This is a genomic window from Mucilaginibacter lacusdianchii (assembly GCF_009770985.1).
Lineage (GTDB): Bacteria > Bacteroidota > Bacteroidia > Sphingobacteriales > Sphingobacteriaceae > Mucilaginibacter > Mucilaginibacter lacusdianchii.
This window is the reverse complement of the sequence record NZ_WSRW01000002.1, coordinates 1,221,740-1,241,671: the sequence shown is the minus strand read 5'-3', so window position 1 is coordinate 1,241,671 and position 19,932 is coordinate 1,221,740. Positions and strand designations below refer to the sequence as shown.

The following is a 19,932-nucleotide window of genomic DNA, read 5'->3' as shown; positions in this document are numbered from 1 at the left end:
TTTCAACAAAAAAGGGTTAGCAAATGCTAAACCCTTTTTTATTATTTATCTTTCATCAAATCCACAAAGTCGTCAAATAAATAACGGCTATCATGCGGGCCTGGTGACGATTCTGGGTGGTATTGTACCGAAAATGCTTTTTTATCTTTAACACGGATACCTTCAATCGATTGGTCGTTCAGGTTTACGTGGGTAACCTCTACTTTATCAGATGCACGAACCGCATCTTGCACCACACCAAAACCGTGGTTTTGTGAAGTTACCTCGCAGTGGTCTTTAATAATATTTTTAACCGGATGGTTTAAGCCACGGTGACCATTAAACATTTTTTTGGTTGGAATACCGTTGGCCAGTGCTAGTAATTGATGGCCTAAACAGATACCAAACATTGGCTTATCAGCTTCCAGTACTTTTTTTACCGTATCAATAGCGTAAGGCATAGCCGACGGATCACCAGGGCCATTGGAAATGAAGTAGCCGTTAGGCTGAAAATCTTTTTCCATTTCTTCGAATGAAGTTTTGGCCGGGTATACTTTTGCATAAACATCACGGTCAGAAAAATTGCGCAGGATGTTTTTCTTTACACCTAAATCCAGTACCGCTACACGGTAAGGAGCATTCTCGTTACCAAAGGTGTAGGTTTCATTAGTTGATACCTGTGATGAAAGCTCCAGGCCGTCCATAGAAGGTACTTCGGACAGTTTCTTTTTCAGTTCTTCAATGTCCAGAATTTCTGATGAAATGATGGCGTTCATGGCACCTTTGTCGCGAATGTGGCGTACCAACTGGCGGGTGTCAATATCAGAGATACAGGTAATGTTCTGCTCCTGAAAATAATCCTGAATAGATTCATCAGCTTGTTTGCGGCTGTAAGCAATGTTGTAGTTTTTACAAACCAACCCTGCAATCTGAATTTTTTCAGATTCCGTTTCTTCTTTGTTAATGCCATAGTTACCAATGTGTGCATTGGTGGTTACCATGATCTGACCGAAGTAAGAAGGGTCGGTAAAAATTTCCTGATAGCCGGTCATACCGGTGTTAAAGCAAATTTCGCCGGTGGTTGTACCTATTTTTCCGGCTGCTTTGCCATGAAAAACAGTGCCGTCAGCCAGTAAAAGTACAGCCGGTAACTTGGTGTAATTCGTCATCTTACAATAAAATTAAAAGGATTAACATTGAGCCGGTTGGCTTGTGGTGCAGCTCCGTGAAAACAGCGGGTATAAAGAAGTAACAATGCTTCTGAATTCACGGTCGCAAATGTACAATAATTTTAAGTTAACTGAATGTAAAAACGCAATAATTTATACAAATCTGTTTCTACCTTTGCGGTGGTTTTAGAATTAGAATACAGAATCAGAAATGTAAATATTCTGTTTTATGATTTATGTAATAACAATTTTGATTCTTGACTATATAATCTTGATTCTACAAAGATGTCAGTAAATAAAGAGATAAAACGCGTTACCACCCACAGCCTGCAGGCCATGAAAGCCAAAGGCGAAAAAATAGCCATGCTTACCGCTTATGACTATTCAATGGCTACCATTGTAGACGACGCCGGTATTGATGTAATTTTAGTTGGCGATTCGGCCTCAAACGTAATGGCCGGGCATGAAACCACACTGCCTATTACTTTAGATCAGATGATTTATCATGCCTCGTCGGTAGTGCGTGCAGCTAAACGGGCGTTGGTAGTGGTTGATTTGCCTTTTGGTTCGTACCAGGGTAATTCAAAGGAAGCGTTGAATTCGGCTATCCGTATCATGAAAGAATCGGGCGCACATGCCATCAAACTGGAAGGCGGGGTAGAAATTGCCGAATCGGTAAGTCGTATTTTAACCGCAGGCATCCCGGTTATGGGGCACTTGGGCTTAACGCCGCAATCTATTTATAAATTCGGAACCTATACCGTAAGGGCAAAAGAAGAGGCCGAGGCTCAGAAGCTGCGTGAAGATTGTTTGAAATTGCAGGAACTTGGTTGCTTTTCGGTAGTGCTCGAAAAAATACCTGCTGCCTTGGCAAAAGAAGTTACCAGTAGCTTGCAGATACCTACCATAGGCATTGGTGCCGGGCAGGGCTGCGATGGGCAAGTACTGGTAATTCACGATATGCTGGGTATAAACAAAGGTTTCCGCCCGCGGTTTTTACGCCAGTATGCCAATTTATATGATGTAATGAACGAGGCCGTGCAACATTATGTGAGCGACGTAAAAGCACAGGATTTTCCTAGCGATAAAGAGCAATATTAAACCGGTTCAAATCTCAAAGCTTAGACCAGAGTAGCTTTTAATAAAACTGTCATTTCGAGTGATAACGAGAAATATTTTGAAGCGATTAGGTTAACACTGCCGCTTCGAAAAGATATTTCACTGTCGTTCGAGATGACGTTATTCTTAAAGTCCTCCCTGCCGGGAAGGTTTAGTTGGGGCTGAAACATTCTGCTTATTTAATCCGTATTTACAAATACCCCATTTACCTAATCTGAAATGCAAAATCAATATACTGAACTTACCGACGCTGATATTCTGTATGAAGATAACCACGTGATTGCTGTAAATAAGCGGGCAGGTGACATTGTACAGGTAGACGATACTGGTGATGAGCCACTGGACGAGAAAGTAAAAAAGTACATTGCTAAAAAATACGATAAGCCCAATGGCGCCTTTTTAGGCGTGGTACACCGGTTAGATCGACCGGTTAGCGGTGTTATTTTATTTGCCAAAACCAGCAAGGCGCTGGAAAGATTGAACCTGTTGTTTAAAAGTCGCCAAATGCATAAAACCTATTATGCAGTGGTGCGCAACCGGCCCGAGCCGCCTTTTGGTAACTTGGTACACTGGCTGGTGAAAAACCCGCAGAAAAATGTGACCAAAGCACATGGGCATGAGGTGCAGGGCAGCCAGCGCTCAGAGTTGCATTACCGCTTGGTGGGCGAGTTGAACGGCTATTACTTAATTCAAGTAAATCCCATTACTGGTAGGCCGCATCAAATACGCGTACAGTTATCTACCTTAAATTGCCCTATTGTGGGCGATAATAAGTACGGCTATCCACGCGGCAGTCTTAAAAAAAGTATTTGTCTGCACGCTCGCCGTTTGCAGTTTATGCACCCCGTTAAAAAAGAACCGGTAGATATTAAAGCGCCGTTGCCTAAGGATGGTTTCTGGGAAAAGTTTGCCTACATGATTCAGGATAAAGATCATGAAGTTAGTTTAAAGGGAACAGAAGATTAAATCTCATTAAAACCACCTGAAATATGGTCGGCTGATTAGTGGCGAGAATTGCCACGGCACAGACGATATAATTAAAACCATGGCTACGGTATACCATACAGCCATGGTTTTGTATTTTAACTGGTCGGTAGGTTTGCGTTTAGCCTTCGCCGAACCAATAGTAATCAACACTATGGCAACCAGCATTACCGTAACATGCTCCATCCCAAAAAAGCGTATCTGCCTTTCGTGTACTGCCGTTTTAAAGTTTGCCAGAAAATAATTGGTAATGGGGCTGATGAAGTACAGCCAAACGCCCAATACTAACTGTATGTGAGCAATAGTAACTGTAATATGCCTTACGCTGTTATCAAATTTTGAAAAAGGTTTGTCCTGCCGCCATCCGCTATAGCTGCGGTATATGGCGTAAATCAAACTTAGCAGAACCAGCCAGCGGGTTAAGGAATGAAGAGCTAATAAAATAGGATATAAACTCATGCAGTTTTAGCTTGATATTTAAACCGGTTGAAAACGGAAGGTGCTCCCATAAAAAACCAAACAGCCAATATACTATCACATATTGCACAACCAGCAGACGATGTGGGTACAAACGGAACAATAGGATGTGCATATAGATGGTGCACCACATCCCAACAGGTATGCAATAGCCATGCTATACCAATATAATAATAATGCTGTAACCCTTTGTAAGCAATATAGGTCATCAGGGTGCAAAAAGCGAATTCCCATAAACCCAATCCTCCACTTAAATAGGCAGCGCCTGCACCGCCAACCAGTATGGCGTTAAACTTTTGCCTTTCCGGCTCTTTAATTAATGAAGATAAGGAAATGAATAACCCCGCAATCCCAATTGCTGCTAAGGTGTTCGTTAACGTAAATTCTGCTGTTGCTGACATGTTCTCTGCTTTATCAACACAAAAATATATAAAACATACTAATTGGTATCTTTTTGCAGGAATTTATTTTTCGCTATTAAAGGCCATCAATGAATCTTTTCAAGTATTGGTTTAAAATAAGGTCCAGCTCTGATGGGCCTTATTAATCGTTTAAGTTTTTACTTTACTACGGTAGCTTCCAACTCAATGCTTAAAGTTTCAAAAAGCGTTTTTACTTCGCATAGGGTGGTAGCTTGCTGAATACCGTGCTTGGCAATCCATTCTTGCAGTACAGTGAAGTGTGGCCATAATTCGGCTGTAGAGGTAGTGAGGATGTTCAACCGCACAATATTCTTACATTCGTAATCAGCTTCAGTAATTACCTGTTCCAGATTTTGGATGGCCAACAGCAGTTGCGTTTTCATATCGGCATTGCTTGATGTACCATCGGCATGTACGGCTGCCTGGCCTGCACAATACAGCGTGCCTTCCACTTGCTTAACTTCAACGGCCTGTGCGTAGCTGCGCTCATTTTGCCAGGTCCACGGATTAATAATTCGTTTTTCCATTAGGATTTGCTTTAATAAAGATGCTATAGAACATCCTGTTCAATAAATTATAAAGCAAAATTCCGTATCAGGCGCGACTTGTTTGTGTGACAAACCGCACAATTTTAAATCCGTTCGGGGCAGATTAATAAGTAAGCCGGCTCAAGGTTTCGCGCGAAACACCGAGGTAGGAGGCCAGCAAGGTTTTGGGAACGCGTTGTAAAAGGGCCGGGTAACGTTTCAATAACTGCTCGTAACGCTGCTGCGCATTGGAGGTGATAAACGACAAGATGCGCTGTTGTGAGGCAATGTGCCCGGAGTTGGCCTTGGTAAGAAAAAAATGTTCCATTTTGTGCAACCTGGAGCATAACTGCTGGTAATTCTGCAGCGAGAGGCACAGTACCTCCGTATCTTCCAGGCACTGCAGGGCCATGGTGGCTTTACTTTGCGTATGATAGGCTAAAAAATCACTCTCCCACCAGTCTTCCATTGCAAAGGAAACAATATGCTGCCGGGCCGCTTCGTCGCGATAAGCCAGCATCAGCAGGCCCGATACCACCCAGTAGGAGTTGGGCACCAGGTCGCCTTCCTCAAAAATGAATTGTCGCTTTTTGTAATGCTTAACCGTAAAATGTGTAGTTACAAAGGCAAACTCATCATCTGTTAGCGGTACTACTTTTTCAATATGCGTTCTTAGTTTGTCGTACATATAAATTAATAACTGTAGCACGTTTTACTGCAAACCGCTCAAATAATTTTTCAATTCCTGTAAGTAGGTAATATAACAGGCGGACCCATAAAGTTTGCCCAAGTTGCGAATGCCGCCATAGCCCGATATGATGAAAAACGCTACCTGTTCGGCGTTCACATGTGGTTTTATCTTACCTCCTCGTTGGCCTTGTTCTATACAGGCCTCAATGGCTTTTTTCCACCGGGATGATAAGTGAGCCAGCGCCTGTTTAAATTCCTCGTTCAAAGGCGCCATCTCCTCCATCAGGTTAATTGCAGGGCAGCCATATCGCACTTCAAAAAACGGATTACCTATTAGCAAAGCTTTCATCATGTTGTAAAGCTCACTTACCGGGTTGGAAGCACTTTCGAGCGGCTGTATGAGAGCTGGGTACATGCCGGGATGCATCACTTCGTTAATCATGGCCAGCCCCATTTCGTCCTTATTTTTAAAATGATAAAAAAAAGCACCTTTAGTTACCTGTGTAGTGGCAATAATATCGTCAATACTGGTAGCCTGGTAACCTTTTCGGTAAACCAGTTCAAATGCTTTTTGCAGGATGATGAGCCTTGTGGCGGCGCCTTTCGACATGTAATTTAAGGAATGTGCTTGGGCAAAAATACCAAAAGCCGGCTTTATAAAGCAAGCATCTGCTGCCATATCTGTTCATCAACGGGTATGCCTTCTGTATTGTTTTTTTCTCGGGTACGCAGAGTGCTTTCGCCAGGGTAACGTATTTCCTGACCCGGTTCGGTAAGTCTGCTGGTTTTAGTGTAGTCCAGAATTTGTTCAACTAAACCGGCCGTGTGCCCGTCATGCTGCGGCTTAAGGCAAATAAATACCTGCGATACGCCCGACTCGGCCCCAGCCTGTGTAACCGCCGCGGTTGATTTGCCGTTGCTGAGCACCGTAGCCAGCAAATCCAGCATCAGCGAAAGTCCCGATCCTTTCCAGAAACCCACCGGTAGCAACCGTCTCGATTCCATGATATCGGCCGCGTTGGTGGATAGGTTGCCATCTTTATCATAGCCGCCCGGTAAAGGCAGTTCTTCGCCACTGGCTTTGTATTGCTGCAGTTTTCCAAACGAATATTGGGATACCGCCATATCCAGTACCACATGCCCGCATTTGCGAGGCACGGCAATAATTAGCGGATTGTTGCCCAAACGTGGGTCTACGCCGCCCCACGGTGGCAGGTTGGCTATTGTGTTGGTAAAGCAAATGCCTATGCAGCCAGCTTCAGCAGCCTGCCAGCCGTAAGTGCCGCCACGCATCCAATGGTTGGTGTTACAGATGGCTACACAACCTATACCATGTTGGTTGGCTAACTCAATGGCTCTATCCATACAAAAGCGGGCGTTTAACATGCCCGGCCCTAAGTGGCCATCCCAGCTCTCTAGAGCGCCAAACTGCTGATTGAGAGATGGTTTTGCATCTGGGTTAACCAGACCGTCTTTTACATGCTGCACAAAAACTGGAAAGCGGTTCAGGCCGTGTGTATATACACCGTCGCGACTGTTTTCAGCAAATATAGTAGCGCAGGCTTCAGCTTTGACTTCGGTAAAATGGAGTTGAAGCAGGATGCGTTTAAACTCGGCCTGCATTTGTTCAAAAGGGATACGCATAGATAGGTGGCTTTGTATGTAAATGGTAATGGTATTGAAAGTTATATCCGGTTGTTATTTAACAAATAGCTATAGGTTATAATTCTGTATAGTCTTAAAACCATATTACCAACGGCTGGTTTTTATTTAACTAAACATACTAACCAAATGGAAAACAATCAACCTAATGCTGATGGTGTAAAAACATCGGGCACACATATTACCTGTTGGACGGACACCGTTCAGCAACGCGAGTTTGAAACATTAAATCAGGATATCAAAGCTGATGTAACCGTAATTGGTGCCGGTATTGCCGGGTTAACAGTAGCCTATTGCCTGGCCAAAGCAGGCAAGCAAGTAGTGGTGTTGGAGGATGGCTTGGTTGGCAGTGGCGAAACCGGCCGTACCACCGCCCATATTGCCAATGCGCTTGATGATCGCTATAGTGAACTGGCCGAACTGTTTGGCGAAGAAGGAGCCCGACATGCGGCCGAAAGCCATACGGCGGCTATTGATTTGGTAGAAAAAATTGTAACCGAAGAACATATAGACTGTGATTTTAAACGGGTGGATGGCTATCTGTTTTTGCATCCGTCAGACGATAAAAAATCGCTGGATGAGGAACTGGAAGCTACGCATAAAGCAGGTTTGCAAACTGCCATGCTCGATGCCAGCGATATGCCAAGTATTGCTGCTGTAGATGGTCCGGTTTTAAAATTTCCGCAGCAGGCGCAATTTCATCCGTTAAAATATCTGAATGGCTTAGCTGATGCATTTACTCGATTAGGTGGTAAGATATATACTAAAACCCACGCCAATACCAAAACCATGAAAGATGGTTATATTGAAGCTAACGATCATAAAGTAACGGCAGAGTACACAGTGGTTGCAACCAATAGTCCAATTAATGATTGGGCTGCCATGCATACCAAGCAATCGCCTTACCGTTCATATGTTATTGTGGCCAAAGTGCCCAAAGACGCCATTACACCTGCCTTATGGTGGGATACCGGCGATCAGGATTCTGTTTGGCCAAGCATGCCTTATAATTATGTACGCACCCAGCCTTTTAATGAGCAGTATGATTTACTGATACATGGTGGTGCCGATCATAAAACCGGGCAGGCTAATAAAGAAGAGGAATTGGAAGAAGATCGCTACCAACGTTTGGAAAGCTGGCTGCGCAAACACTTTCCGCAAGCCGGCGAAATTGTGTACCGCTGGTCTGGCCAGGTAATGGAGCCGGTGGATGATCTGGGCTTTATCGGAAAAAATCCGGGTGATGAAAAAGTATATATTGTTACCGGCGACTCGGGCAATGGTATGACGCATGGTACGCTGGCTGGTATTTTAATTACCGACCTGATTACCGGCGTTGAAAACCCTTGGACTAAACTGTATGATCCAGGCCGGATAACTTTAAAAATGACAAGCCTGAAAACCTTTGTGCATGAACAATACAGCACCTTGTCGCAGTATGTTGACTTTCTGCTACCTTCGGACGTAGAATCATTGCAGCAAATTAAACCCGGCGAAGCCGCTATTGTAGGCCGGCCTAACAAAGTAGCCGTTTACCGCGATGATGCCGGCGCTTTCCATGCTTATACAGCCATATGCCCGCATATGGGTTGCGTAGTGCAATGGAACAATGACGAAAAATCGTTTGATTGCCCTTGTCATGGCTCGCGCTTTACCTGCGAGGGGAAGGTTATTAATGGGCCTGCATTGTCTGATTTGGCTCCGGTAGAAACGCCCAAACAATAGTTCTGATAAATTAACGTTATAAATCACATCCCGGATAAGCTCAATTTCCGGGATTTTTTATTTTTGCAACGTGCGTATCTCAAAGAAATCTTTTTTATTAATCATCCCGGTGCTGCTAATAACAGTCGCAGTAATTCATTCTTGCAAAAAAAACGATCCCAGCGAATCGCTTAATGTTTTTCTGCAAAAGCCATGGCAACTGGCATCGCTTAGGGTAGATAATTATAGGGGCGACACCGTTACGCGCGATACTTTGAATACGAATTGTAATTTGCGACAGGTACTGGAGTTTAGAGGAGATGGTACCTGTCATTATAGTAATTATAGCTGCTTGGAAGATAAAGTTTATGGTCAGTGGACACTAAGCGAAGACCGGTTAAAATTAAGTTCTGATATTCGATGTAAAGACACCAGTAAAGTTGGTAGCATACAGCCGTTTCTGCAAACAGATACATCATATACCAGTATCATAAATTTAGGTGAAAATTCACTGGTATTGGAAGTAAATCAAACACTGGATACCATACGCAAAACTCCGCTTGTTTTAAAACGCAAAGTAACACGCTACGCATTTATTGGATACGACCGTTAGCGCTAACACATAAAAGCAATTAAGCGGCATATTTCAAAAACGTTATATTTACCACAAATTAATATTGTACTGATTTGAAAACCCGTATTGCCATTTTTGCTTCAGGCTCAGGCTCCAACGCCCAAAAATTAATGGAGTATTTTAAAAATCACCCCGACGGCGAGGTGGTACTAGTACTCACTAATAATCCGCAGGCTTATGTGCTGCAACGGGCCGATAACTTTGAAATACCAACCCATGTATTTAACCGGCAAGCGTTTTACCAAACAGACGAGGTAGTAAAACTGCTTAAAAATATACAGGTAGATCTAATAGTGCTGGCCGGTTTTCTATGGCTGGTACCGCAGTCACTGCTTAAAGCCTTTCCTAATCAAATTATTAACATACATCCGGCATTGCTGCCTAAATACGGTGGCAAGGGCATGTATGGCGATCATGTGCATACGGCTGTACTAGCCAATGGCGAAGTTGAATCGGGCATCACCATCCATTTTGTGAATGAAAATTTTGATGAAGGTGAAATCATTTATCAAGCCAAATATAAAATTGAGCCCGGCGATACGTTGGAGATTGTCAAATTTAAAGGTCAGCAACTGGAACATCAGCACTTTCCGAAAGTAATTGAAGGATTGCTGAAAAAGGTTAGGGCGTAAATTAATAACCACAGCTGCCATGATAACCATAACCCATCCGGACGGTGCACAAAACAAGGCAGCTATACTTACATCAGCCAACGCTACTATAACATTCATCTTATTACCCGCCATGGGTGTTAAAGCCACTTTTTACAAACGGTTTGCCGAAAACCTGTGTAAAAGTGGCTTTAATGTTATAAGTGCCGATTGGCGGGGCATAGGCAGCTCGACCATGCGGGCCAGCAGGAATATCAATTTTGGCTATCAGCAGTTGATTGATGATATAAAAGATTTAGTATCATTAACCGAATCTCAATTTCCAAACACAAACAAATTCATAATAGGGCATAGCCTGGGTGGACAATTAGGAAGTTTGTTTGCCAGTCGTTTCAATGACGCCATATCCGGACTTATATTAATGACTACCTGCTCTGTGTATTATAAAGTATGGCAGGGATGGGATAAATTACGGGTGTTATGGGCCGGCTTAACATTTTATCCGGTTAGTTATCTGCTCGGCTATTTTCCCGGGAATAAAGTGGGCTTTGGTGACCGCGAGGCGCGGACTGTAATGAAAGATTGGTGCCGAAATGCACTCACCGGTAGTTATAGGTTAACTGCATGCGATTTTGATTACGATACTGCACTTAGCAATTTACAAATGCCGGTATTGGCTTTTTCTGTTGAAAATGATAAACTAGCCAGCAAAAGTTCTGTTTTGGACTTTCTTAAAAAATTGCACCCTGATACGCCAGTTAAGCACTTCCATTTATTAGCAAATGATATAGGTATTGCACCGTTAAATCATTTTAGCTGGGCTAAAAAGTCGGATGTGGTGGTTTTAATGATAAAAGATTGGCTGACAGGTTTATCCTGTTAGTTTATAGGTCTAAAATAAGCCTGTTGATAATTCACTATTCGCTAAGTAACTAATAAGTTAAAATAACTACCTTTGCGGCTTCAAAAACTTAGTTGCATGAGCCAGTCTGTTCAAATCAAAAATGCTTTAATTTCGGTTTATTACAAGGATCATTTAGAGCCTGTTATTCAGGAATTAAACCGCTTGGGTGTTAAAATATATTCAACCGGCGGAACCGAAACTTTTATCCGCAGCCTGGGTGCTGAGGTGATTGCCGTTGAAGATTTAACTTCTTATCCTTCCATTTTGGGTGGCCGGGTTAAAACGCTTCATCCTAAAGTGTTTGGTGGCATATTGTCTCGCAGGGGTTTGGAAAGTGATGAACAGCAACTGGCGCAATATGATATTCCGCAAATTGACTTGGTAATTGTTGACCTGTATCCGTTCGAGGAAACAGTTAAAGCAGGCGCTGCCGAAGGCGACATCATTGAGAAGATAGACATTGGTGGTATATCCCTGATTCGTGCTGCGGCTAAAAACTTTAAAGACGTAGTAATCGTAGCATCTAAAGATGATTACGGCGATTTGGAAAATATCCTGAAAACCCAAAATGGCGAAACCAGTTTTGATCAACGCCGCCGCTTTGCACAAAAAGCATTCAACATTACTTCACATTACGATACGGCTATTTTCCAGTATTTTAATCATGAAGAGCCTTTACCGGTATTTAAACAGAGCATCCAAACCAGCCAAACTTTGCGTTACGGCGAAAATCCGCACCAGCAAGGCACTTTTTATGGTAACCTGAATGCGATGTTTACCAAACTGCATGGTAAAGAATTATCATACAATAACCTGGTAGACGTGGATGCTGCGGTGGCATTAATTGATGAATTTACCGATCCAACTATCGCCATCCTAAAGCATACTAATGCCTGTGGCATTGCCACCCGTTCATTCATCAAAGAAGCCTGGGTTGATGCGTTGGCTTGTGATCCGGTATCTGCATTTGGCGGCGTTATCATTGCAAATGATGAAGTAAACGAGGACACTGCCATTGAAATTAGTAAGATATTTTTTGAGGTGCTAATTGCCCCTGCATATACCGATGAGGCACTTCGTGTACTAAAAGAGAAAAAAAACCGTATAATACTCATCCGTCAGGGCGTTGAGCTGGGCTTAAAACAGTTCAAGACTTTGTTGAACGGTGTGATAGAGCAGGATAAAGATTTGGTGATTGAAGGTCCGGATCAAATGACTACCGTAACCGATAAAGCACCAACTGAACAAGAGTTGAAGGATTTGTTTTTTGCTAATAAAGTAGTAAAACATACCAAATCAAACACGGTGGTACTGGCTAAAAATAACCAGTTGCTGGCCAGTGGTGTAGGGCAAACCTCAAGGGTAGATGCTTTGCGTCAAGCAATTGAAAAAGCCAAAAGCTTTGGTTTCGATTTAAATGGTGCTGTAATGACTTCGGATGCGTTTTTCCCTTTCCCTGATTGTGTAGAAATTGCAGCTGATGCAGGGATTACAGCGGTATTGCAACCGGGTGGTTCTATCAAAGATCAGGACTCGGTGAATATGTCTAACCAAAAAGGTATAGCCATGGTTACTACCGGGGTGCGTCACTTTAAACACTAAAAATAAATTTTATAATAAACCTAACCGATAGCGATTAAATTGCTTTGAAAAGCAGCAGGTAATTGATATAATTACACATATTTTTTAGAACTTTGCAGATTATTTGAAAAACTGATTAAATGGGTTTATTTAATTTTTTTACGCAGGAAGTTGCTATTGACTTAGGAACTGCAAATACCCTCATTATACATAACGATAAAGTTGTTGTTGACGAGCCATCCATTGTAGCCTTCGACCGCAAAACCAATAAGGTAATTGCCATTGGTAGGCAGGCTATGCAAATGGAAGGTAAAACACACGATAATATACGTACCGTACGTCCGCTTAAAGATGGTGTAATTGCCGATTTTGATGCTGCCGAGCATATGATTCGCGGTATGATTAAGATGATTAACAAAGGCAAGGGCTGGTTTTTTCCATCATTGCGTATGGTAATCTGTATCCCTTCAGGTATTACCGAGGTAGAAAAACGTGCCGTACATCAATCTGCCGAAATCGCCGGTGCCAAAGAGGTTTATCTTATCCACGAGCCTATGGCTGCTGCGGTAGGTATAGGTATTGACGTGGAGGAGCCGATGGGCAATATGATTATTGACATCGGTGGTGGTACTACCGAAATTGCGGTAATAGCCCTGTCTGGTATCGTGTGTGATCAGTCTATTCGTGTAGCGGGTGACAACTTCGACTCTGATATTGTTCAGTACATTCGCCGCCAGCACAACATTATGATTGGTGACCGTACTGCCGAGAAAATCAAAATTGAAGTAGGTTCTGCATTACCCGAACTGGCCGAGCCACCAGCTGATTTTGCTGTACAAGGCCGTGATTTAATGACCGGTGTACCTAAGCAAATCACGGTATCGTATACTGAAATTGCGCATTGTTTGGATAAATCAATCTCTAAAATAGAAGAAGCTATTCTGAAAGCTTTGGAGATTACGCCACCCGAGCTTTCGGCTGATATTTACCAAACCGGTATATACCTTACCGGTGGTGGTGCTTTACTGCGCGGACTGGATAAACGTGTGGCCGCTAAAACTAAACTGCCGGTACACGTAGCTGAAGATCCCCTTCGCGCCGTAGTTCGCGGAACTGGTACCGCTCTTAAAAATATTGGTAATTATAAATTTTTGATGCAATAAATGAAGTTGCAGGTTGTGAGTTGTAAGTTGTATGACATAAAACAGCACACAACTCACAACCCACAACTTACAACTATTTAGAACGATGCGTAACCTTTTGATATTTATCAGCAAGTACAACGCATTCTTCCTGTTTTTAATTTTCGAGATTTTTGCGCTGGCCATCTACATTCAATACAATTCTTTTCAAAAGGCCACTTACATCAACACAACTAATCAGGTTACCGGTACACTGTATGCGCAGGTAAATCAGGTAAAAAACTACTTATCGCTACGAGATATCAATGATAGTTTGGCACGTGAAAATGCCCGGCTGCATAACCAGCTCCGTTCGTCTTATTATATCGACAGTACGGTTAAGGGATCTATTTTAGACACCATTTACAAGCAGCAGTACAATTACATTGAAGCTAAGGTAATTAACAACACGGTTAATCATCGTAATAACTACATTACTATTAATCGTGGTAGTAAGGATGGTATCGCCAAAGATATGGGGGTAATCAGCAGCTCAGGTGTAGTAGGTATGGTGGTGGCAACGTCAGAACACTTTGCCCTGATCCGTTCCTTGTTGCATAAAGATACCCGCATCAGTGCTATGTTGATCAACTCGCGCGAAATAGGTTCGTTAGGTTGGGGTGATGATATGGATCCGCGTAAAGGATTGTTGGTAGACGTGCCCAATCATGTTAAAGCAAAAGTAGGCGAAATGGTGGTAACCTCGGGCTACTCTTTATGGCCCACAGGTATTGCTATAGGTAAAATAAGTAACCTGCATGCTAAGGGTGGCGGCTTTTTTCTGAACATGGAAGTAGCCTTGGCTGTAGACTTTAGCAAGCTGGAGTATGTGTATATAGTAAACAACAAGTTTGCCTTAGAGCAGGCGGGACTGGAGGCCCAGAAGAAAAAAGATGATTAGGGTTTTAATTGTAAACGCACTCCGGTTTTTGGCATTGGTTTTTTTGCAGGTTTTTTTGCTGAAGAATATCAGTTTATACAACCTGTCAATGCCATACCCTTACATCCTGTTTATTTTACTTCTGCCTTTTGAGGTGCCTAATGTGTTATTGTTTTTGCTGTCGTTTTTACTGGGATTAAGTATTGATGCTTTTTATGATACCCCCGGCTTGCATGCGGCATCATGTGTGTTGCTGGCTTTAGTGCGTATTATGTTTATCAGCATAACCGTACAAAAAGAAGGTTTTGACAACGAGCCTGAACCAACTTTGGGTAATATGGGGTTTAGGTGGTTTTTTGCGTATGCTGGCATATTAACTTTAGTGCATCACTTCTTCCTGTTCAACCTCGAAGTTTTTCATCTATCTGAAATACAATACACGCTTTTACGTTTCTTATTAAGTTCAGCTTTTACCTTATTTTTGATTTTAGTATCCAGCTTCTTATTTTTCAGAAGGAAAGAACGTTAGATGAATAATTATTTTGAGAGGCGCTACATAGTTACTGGTATCTTTATAGCACTGGCAGTGGTACTGCTGGCGCGTTTGTTTTATATCCAGATAGTTGACGAACGTTATACTGTTTTTGCCAACAAAAATGTTTTACGCCGAAGAATTAACTATCCGGCACGCGGCCCCATATTGGATCGTACCGGCAAAATACTGGTTCAAAACGTAGCGGTGTACGATGTAATGGTAACCCCTAATGATGTAAAGCCTTTTGATACATTGGAGCTTTGCCATCTACTGGGTATCACTAAAGCCGACTTTGATAAACGCTTTGTAAAAGCAGTCAAATATTCTCCTTACCGCGAGTCGGTTTTTGAAAAGCAGCTGTCTAAAGATATGTACGCTGCATTTCAGGAACGATTAGCCGATTTTCCAGGATTTTTTACCATTCAGCGTTCTATCCGTACTTATCCCGATTCGGTGGCTGCGCAGTTTTTGGGCTATATCGGCGAGGCTAACGATGCAGCCATTAAGCGTTCTGGCGGTTACTATAGCCCTGGTGATTACATCGGTATATCGGGCGTGGAACGCGCATACGAAAAAGAGCTACGCGGACAACGCGGCGTGGAGTTCCAAATGGTCGACTCGCGTAATATCAAAAAGGGTCGCTTTGCTAATGGTGCTTATGATACTATTCCGGTAGCTGGTGAGCGTTTGATCTCCTCACTGGATTTAAATATCCAAAAGCTTGGCGAACAGCTGATGCAAAATAAGGTAGGCAGTATAGTAGCTATCGAGCCATCAACCGGCGAAATCCTGGCTTTCGTGAGCAGCCCTACCTATGATCCAAACTTGCTGGTAGGTAAAGAGCGGGGCAACAACATTGCCAAGTTGTATAAAAATCCTTACCGTCCGTTCAACGTAAGGCCTATCCAAGCTAAATATCCGCCCGGATCGTCATTTAAGCCCTTGGATGCTTTGATTGCTTTGCAAGAAGGTATCATTACACCGCAAACCACATTCTTTTGCCCGCACTATTATATGGCCGGTAACCACCGTGTGGCTTGCGAGCACTTTGACGGGGTGACCGATTTGCGGAAAGGCATATCCCAATCCTGCAACCCTTACTTTTGTAACGTGTTCGACCGGTTGATGAATGTGAACGGCTCAAAAAACATCCGTACCACTTTAGCTAAATGGAAAACGCAGGTTAACCGTTTTGGCTTCGGTATTAAGCTGGACGTAGATTTGCCGTTCGAGGCGCGTGGTAACGTGCCAACACCATTGCGATATGACAATGTATTCGGTAAAAACAGATGGCGTTCTAGCTCTATCATCTCATTGGCAATCGGTCAGGGGGAGTTATTAGCCACGCCATTGCAAATGGCCAACGTAGAAGCTGTAATTGCTAACCGGGGCTTTTATTACAAGCCGCATTTAATTAAGGCCATCGGCGATAAGCAAGTAATTAAAACCGAATACACCATCAGAAACGACGTTGGTATTGATCAGAGATATTTTGAACCGGTAATTAATGGTATGCAGGATGTGGTAGACCATGGTACAGCAGCCGCATCGCGCATACCGGGCATCATCATGTGCGGCAAAACCGGTACAGTACAAAACCCGCATGGTAAAAACCACTCGGTATTTGTTGCATTTGCACCACGCGATACGCCGAGGATTGCTATTGCTGTAGTGGTCGAAAACGGAGGTTACGGTGCATCATGGGCTGCACCTATAGGCAGTTACATGATTGAAAAATATTTGCGTGGCTACGTTAGCCGGCCCAAAGCACAGGTTGATTACATCATTAATAAAAACTTATTGCCTCCGCCACCGGGATGGAAGCCGCCGGTTAAAAGAACCCTGCGCGACAGTGCAAAAGTGGATAGCCTGAAAAGGGATAGTACCAAAAAAGCAAAACGCTTTAAACGCGATAGTATACAACAGTCGCTACAACTCAAATCGGCCGCACGGCGTAATCCCAAAAAGCAAGACAGCGTCAATCAAATAACAGCAGCTTTAATTCAAAAAAAGGAAGATGAATAATCAGCAACGTGGCTTCTTTTTTAATGTAGACTGGTTAACCGTATTCCTGTACCTGGTTTTATGTACTATTGGCTGGTTTAACATTCATGCAGCCGTTTTTGATCCGGAGCATCCAAGCATCATCGATTTAAGTACAAATTATGGTAAGCAGTTTATATTTATCATGTCGGCTGTTGTGCTGGGGATCGTTATTTTGCTGTTAGACAGTCGCTTTTTTAGCGCCACTGCTCCGCTTTTTTACACCATAACGGTTATATTGTTGATGATAGTGTTGGTTGTTGGCCGTAACGTAGGCGGTAACCAAGCTTGGATTCCTATAGGTTCATTCCGTTTACAGCCGTCTGAATTTGCTAAGTTCAGTACTTGTTTACTGCTGGCGCGCTATTTAAGTGGTACCAATATCCGTATTACAGAGCTTAAATCATTTGGCGTAGCGGCAGCTATCATTGGCTTCCCTATGCTGTTGATTATGTTGCAACCCGATGCCGGATCAACCTTGGTATTTTGTTCGTTGGTGTTTGTGCTGTATCGCGAGGGCCTATCACCTTGGTTTTTAATAGCAGCCGGATTAGCAATTATACTTGGTATCTGTTCTTTGCTGCTTAACCTTTGGTATGTAGCTGGCGCTTTGGTTGCCATCACCGTTGCTATTTTGGCTGTAATGCGCCGTACACCAAAATTAATCATTACTGCTATAACAGTAATGGCATTGTGTATAGGTTACATAGTTACTGTTAAGCCTATTTATTTTAATGTACTGAAGCCCCACCAGCGCGCCCGTATAGATGAGTTGCTGGGCATCACTTCAGATTTAAGAGGTATTGGTTATAACGTAAATCAGTCAAAAATTGCTATTGGCTCCGGGCAATTATGGGGTAAAGGTTATTTACAGGGTACACAAACCAAATACTCTTTTGTACCCGCGCAAAGCACCGACTTTATTTTTTGTACCATAGGAGAGGAGTGGGGCTTTGTAGGTACCTCAGTGGTAATCTGTTTGTACCTGTTTTTGTTGTTGCGTATCATTTATATGGCCGAGCGGCAACGGGCACCTTTTGCACGGGTTTACGGCTATGGTGTAGCCTCCGTTATCTTTTTCCACGTCTTCATTAATATCAGCATGGCTATTGGGTTTATGCCCGTAATTGGTATACCGCTACCATTTATCAGTTATGGTGGCTCATCGCTATGGAGCTTTACCGTATTACTATTTGTATTGATTAAGCTGGATTCAAACCGATTGGGTGCATTGATTTAAATTACATAAAATCCTATTATAAAAAAGGTTTTAAAACACAAAAGGCAGCTATTGGATAGCTGCCTTTTGTGTTTTAAAAATCAAGCGGACCTAAGCGGTTCATATTTTTTATAATCAGATAACGGCGGTGTCTTAAAAACTTTGTAGGGTTAGTAGCCGACCGTTTTAAAGGACTCGGGAAAATCGCTGCAATGGCAGCCGCTTCACGTTTGGTAAGATTTGCTGCGGGCTTATGGAAGTAGTTTTGGGCAGCAGCTTCAGCCCCGTAAATACCGTCGCCCATTTCAATAATGTTCAGGTATACCTCCATGATGCGTTTTTTGCTCCACATGGCTTCTATAAGCATGGTAAAATAAGCTTCTAAACCTTTGCGCAGCCAAGAGCGGCCTTGCCATAAAAAGGCGTTTTTAGCGGTTTGCTGTGATATGGTACTACCGCCAATTATTTTATGGCTGTTTTGGTTTTTTTTAATAGCATGTTCAATAGCTTTAAAGTCGAAGCCATGATGTTCTAAAAAAGCTTGGTCTTCTCCAGCCACAGCAGCTTTTTTCATGTTAATGGATATCTCATCAAAGTCTTTCCAGTCTTTGTCTATCTTCCAGGTCTTTCCTGCGGCTTTGCGTTCAAAGCCACGTTCAATCATTAGCCAGGTAACAGGTGGATTGATGAAACGGTATAACAGTACCCATAGTAGCGAGATGCCTACAAAGGCGATAACAAAAATTTTAACAAAACGCAGAATCAGCTTAAAAATGCCCATGCTTTAAAATTATAAACAAAAAAGGTGTTCAGTATATACTGAACACCTTTTTATAAATTAGTTTGTTTCAAGTTCGAAATTTAACTTCCGAAAGCGAACTTATAATTACTCAGCTACTACTTCAAAAGGTACCTGAACTTTAACTTCTTTGTGCAGGTTCAAGTTTGCAGTGTATTCACCCAAAACTTTAGGATCCTGGTCAAAAGTGATACGACGACGATCAACTTCGAAGCCTTGTTTTTTCAGTGCGTCAGCCACTTGGATAGTGTTGATTGCACCGAAAATTTTACCGCTTTCGCCGGCTTTAGCACCGATGGTTAATTTAACGCCTTCTAAACGGGCCGCTAATTCGTCAGCATCCTTACGGATTTTGTCTTGTTTAAACTGAGCCTGTTTCAGGTTTTCAGCTAAAACTTTACGAGCTGATTCAGTAGCTAAAGTAGCATAACCCTTCGGGATCAAAAAGTTACGGCCATAACCTGACTTTACTTTAACGATTTCGTCTTTCTCGCCGAGGTTTTTAACATCTTGTTTTAAAATCAAATCCATTTTCTAAACCTCCTATTATTTTAACGAGTCAGTTACATAAGGTAATAAACCGATGTGACGGGCACGTTTAACTGCCTGAGCCACTTTACGCTGAAATTTCAAAGAAGTACCGGTTAAACGACGTGGTAATACTTTACCTTGATCGTTAACGAACTTTAATAAAAAGTTAGCGTCTTTGTAATCGATGTATTTGATACCGTTCTTTTTGAAACGGCAATATTTTTTACGGTTATCGTCCACTTTAGGAGCGGTAACGTATTGAATTTGTTCGTTTGCCATAA

The 19,932-nt window shown here is 42.6% G+C and carries 22 protein-coding genes; 12 read left to right on the top strand and 10 right to left on the bottom strand.

Going from position 1 to position 19,932, the window contains the following annotated elements:
* Positions 1–41: 41 nt before the first annotated feature.
* Positions 42–1,148, bottom strand: a complete 1,107-nt coding sequence (gene carA, locus GPM24_RS12265) for a glutamine-hydrolyzing carbamoyl-phosphate synthase small subunit (protein ID WP_158827039.1) — start codon at positions 1,146–1,148, stop codon at positions 42–44.
* 285 nt (positions 1,149–1,433) lie between these two features.
* Between carA and panB the strand changes: the two genes are divergently transcribed.
* On the top strand, positions 1,434–2,249 hold the full coding sequence (gene panB, locus GPM24_RS12260; RefSeq protein ID WP_158827038.1) for a 3-methyl-2-oxobutanoate hydroxymethyltransferase: 816 nt from the start codon (positions 1,434–1,436) through the stop codon (positions 2,247–2,249).
* Between the two features lie 237 nt (positions 2,250–2,486).
* The gene (locus tag GPM24_RS12255) at positions 2,487–3,233 is read left to right on the top strand and encodes an RluA family pseudouridine synthase (RefSeq protein WP_158827037.1); all 747 of its coding nucleotides are present in this window, start codon (positions 2,487–2,489) and stop codon (positions 3,231–3,233) included.
* A gap of 6 nt (positions 3,234–3,239) precedes the next feature.
* Here GPM24_RS12255 and GPM24_RS12250 read toward each other — a convergent pair whose 3' ends face one another.
* The 6 genes from GPM24_RS12250 to yiaK form a co-directional block, all read right to left on the bottom strand.
* A complete protein-coding gene (locus tag GPM24_RS12250; RefSeq protein ID WP_158827036.1) occupies positions 3,240–3,710 on the bottom strand; it encodes a hypothetical protein in 471 nt (156 codons plus the stop codon).
* A complete protein-coding gene (locus tag GPM24_RS12245) occupies positions 3,707–4,129 on the bottom strand; it encodes a DUF6010 family protein (RefSeq protein ID WP_158827035.1) in 423 nt (140 codons plus the stop codon). Before GPM24_RS12245 ends, GPM24_RS12250 begins: the two co-directional genes overlap by 4 nt.
* 158 nt (positions 4,130–4,287) lie before the next feature.
* Positions 4,288–4,677: a RidA family protein gene (locus GPM24_RS12240; RefSeq protein WP_158827034.1), complete on the bottom strand. Its 390-nt coding sequence runs from the start codon at positions 4,675–4,677 to the stop codon at positions 4,288–4,290.
* A gap of 124 nt (positions 4,678–4,801) precedes the next feature.
* Positions 4,802–5,365: a Crp/Fnr family transcriptional regulator gene (locus GPM24_RS12235; RefSeq protein WP_158827033.1), complete on the bottom strand. Its 564-nt coding sequence runs from the start codon at positions 5,363–5,365 to the stop codon at positions 4,802–4,804.
* Between the two features lie 24 nt (positions 5,366–5,389).
* Entirely contained in the window at positions 5,390–6,046 is a 657-nt protein-coding gene (locus GPM24_RS12230) for a TetR/AcrR family transcriptional regulator (protein ID WP_233268818.1), read from the bottom strand.
* Positions 6,022–7,011 (bottom strand): 3-dehydro-L-gulonate 2-dehydrogenase, encoded by a 990-nt coding sequence (gene yiaK, locus GPM24_RS12225; RefSeq protein WP_158827032.1) that lies wholly within the window; start codon positions 7,009–7,011, stop codon positions 6,022–6,024. The genes GPM24_RS12230 and yiaK overlap by 25 nt, the downstream gene beginning before the upstream one ends.
* Before the next feature lie 147 nt (positions 7,012–7,158).
* On the opposite strand from yiaK, the gene GPM24_RS12220 reads away from it, so the two are divergent.
* The 10 genes from GPM24_RS12220 to rodA all read left to right on the top strand — a co-directional run bounded on the left by GPM24_RS12220 (position 7,159) and on the right by rodA (position 18,342).
* A complete protein-coding gene (locus tag GPM24_RS12220) occupies positions 7,159–8,754 on the top strand; it encodes an FAD-dependent oxidoreductase (protein ID WP_158827031.1) in 1,596 nt (531 codons plus the stop codon).
* A gap of 109 nt (positions 8,755–8,863) precedes the next feature.
* The gene (locus GPM24_RS12215) at positions 8,864–9,346 is read left to right on the top strand and encodes a lipocalin family protein (RefSeq protein ID WP_158827030.1); all 483 of its coding nucleotides are present in this window, start codon (positions 8,864–8,866) and stop codon (positions 9,344–9,346) included.
* A 74-nt stretch (positions 9,347–9,420) separates the two neighbouring features.
* A complete protein-coding gene (gene purN, locus GPM24_RS12210; RefSeq protein ID WP_158827029.1) occupies positions 9,421–9,999 on the top strand; it encodes a phosphoribosylglycinamide formyltransferase in 579 nt (192 codons plus the stop codon).
* 19 nt (positions 10,000–10,018) lie between these two features.
* On the top strand, positions 10,019–10,861 hold the full coding sequence (locus tag GPM24_RS12205) for an alpha/beta hydrolase family protein (protein ID WP_158827028.1): 843 nt from the start codon (positions 10,019–10,021) through the stop codon (positions 10,859–10,861).
* A gap of 96 nt (positions 10,862–10,957) precedes the next feature.
* The gene (gene purH, locus GPM24_RS12200) at positions 10,958–12,484 is read left to right on the top strand and encodes a bifunctional phosphoribosylaminoimidazolecarboxamide formyltransferase/IMP cyclohydrolase (RefSeq protein ID WP_158827027.1); all 1,527 of its coding nucleotides are present in this window, start codon (positions 10,958–10,960) and stop codon (positions 12,482–12,484) included.
* A 119-nt stretch (positions 12,485–12,603) separates the two neighbouring features.
* Positions 12,604–13,626 (top strand): rod shape-determining protein, encoded by a 1,023-nt coding sequence (locus GPM24_RS12195; RefSeq protein ID WP_158827026.1) that lies wholly within the window; start codon positions 12,604–12,606, stop codon positions 13,624–13,626.
* An 85-nt stretch (positions 13,627–13,711) separates the two neighbouring features.
* On the top strand, positions 13,712–14,545 hold the full coding sequence (gene mreC, locus GPM24_RS12190; RefSeq protein ID WP_158827025.1) for a rod shape-determining protein MreC: 834 nt from the start codon (positions 13,712–13,714) through the stop codon (positions 14,543–14,545).
* Positions 14,538–15,053, top strand: a complete 516-nt coding sequence (locus tag GPM24_RS12185) for a rod shape-determining protein MreD (protein WP_158827024.1) — start codon at positions 14,538–14,540, stop codon at positions 15,051–15,053. The genes mreC and GPM24_RS12185 overlap by 8 nt, the downstream gene beginning before the upstream one ends.
* On the top strand, positions 15,054–17,084 hold the full coding sequence (gene mrdA, locus GPM24_RS12180; RefSeq protein ID WP_158827023.1) for a penicillin-binding protein 2: 2,031 nt from the start codon (positions 15,054–15,056) through the stop codon (positions 17,082–17,084). It abuts the gene before it with no gap.
* Positions 17,077–18,342 (top strand): rod shape-determining protein RodA, encoded by a 1,266-nt coding sequence (gene rodA, locus GPM24_RS12175; protein ID WP_158827022.1) that lies wholly within the window; start codon positions 17,077–17,079, stop codon positions 18,340–18,342. The genes mrdA and rodA overlap by 8 nt, the downstream gene beginning before the upstream one ends.
* 73 nt (positions 18,343–18,415) lie before the next feature.
* On the opposite strand, the gene mtgA is transcribed toward rodA, so the two are convergent.
* The 3 genes from mtgA to rpsR all read right to left on the bottom strand — a co-directional run bounded on the left by mtgA (position 18,416) and on the right by rpsR (position 19,930).
* Positions 18,416–19,102: a monofunctional biosynthetic peptidoglycan transglycosylase gene (gene mtgA / locus GPM24_RS12170; RefSeq protein ID WP_158827021.1), complete on the bottom strand. Its 687-nt coding sequence runs from the start codon at positions 19,100–19,102 to the stop codon at positions 18,416–18,418.
* Between the two features lie 105 nt (positions 19,103–19,207).
* On the bottom strand, positions 19,208–19,651 hold the full coding sequence (rplI, locus tag GPM24_RS12165; RefSeq protein ID WP_158827020.1) for a 50S ribosomal protein L9: 444 nt from the start codon (positions 19,649–19,651) through the stop codon (positions 19,208–19,210).
* A 15-nt stretch (positions 19,652–19,666) separates the two neighbouring features.
* On the bottom strand, positions 19,667–19,930 hold the full coding sequence (rpsR, locus tag GPM24_RS12160) for a 30S ribosomal protein S18 (RefSeq protein WP_158827019.1): 264 nt from the start codon (positions 19,928–19,930) through the stop codon (positions 19,667–19,669).
* Between the last annotated feature and the right edge of the window lie 2 nt (positions 19,931–19,932).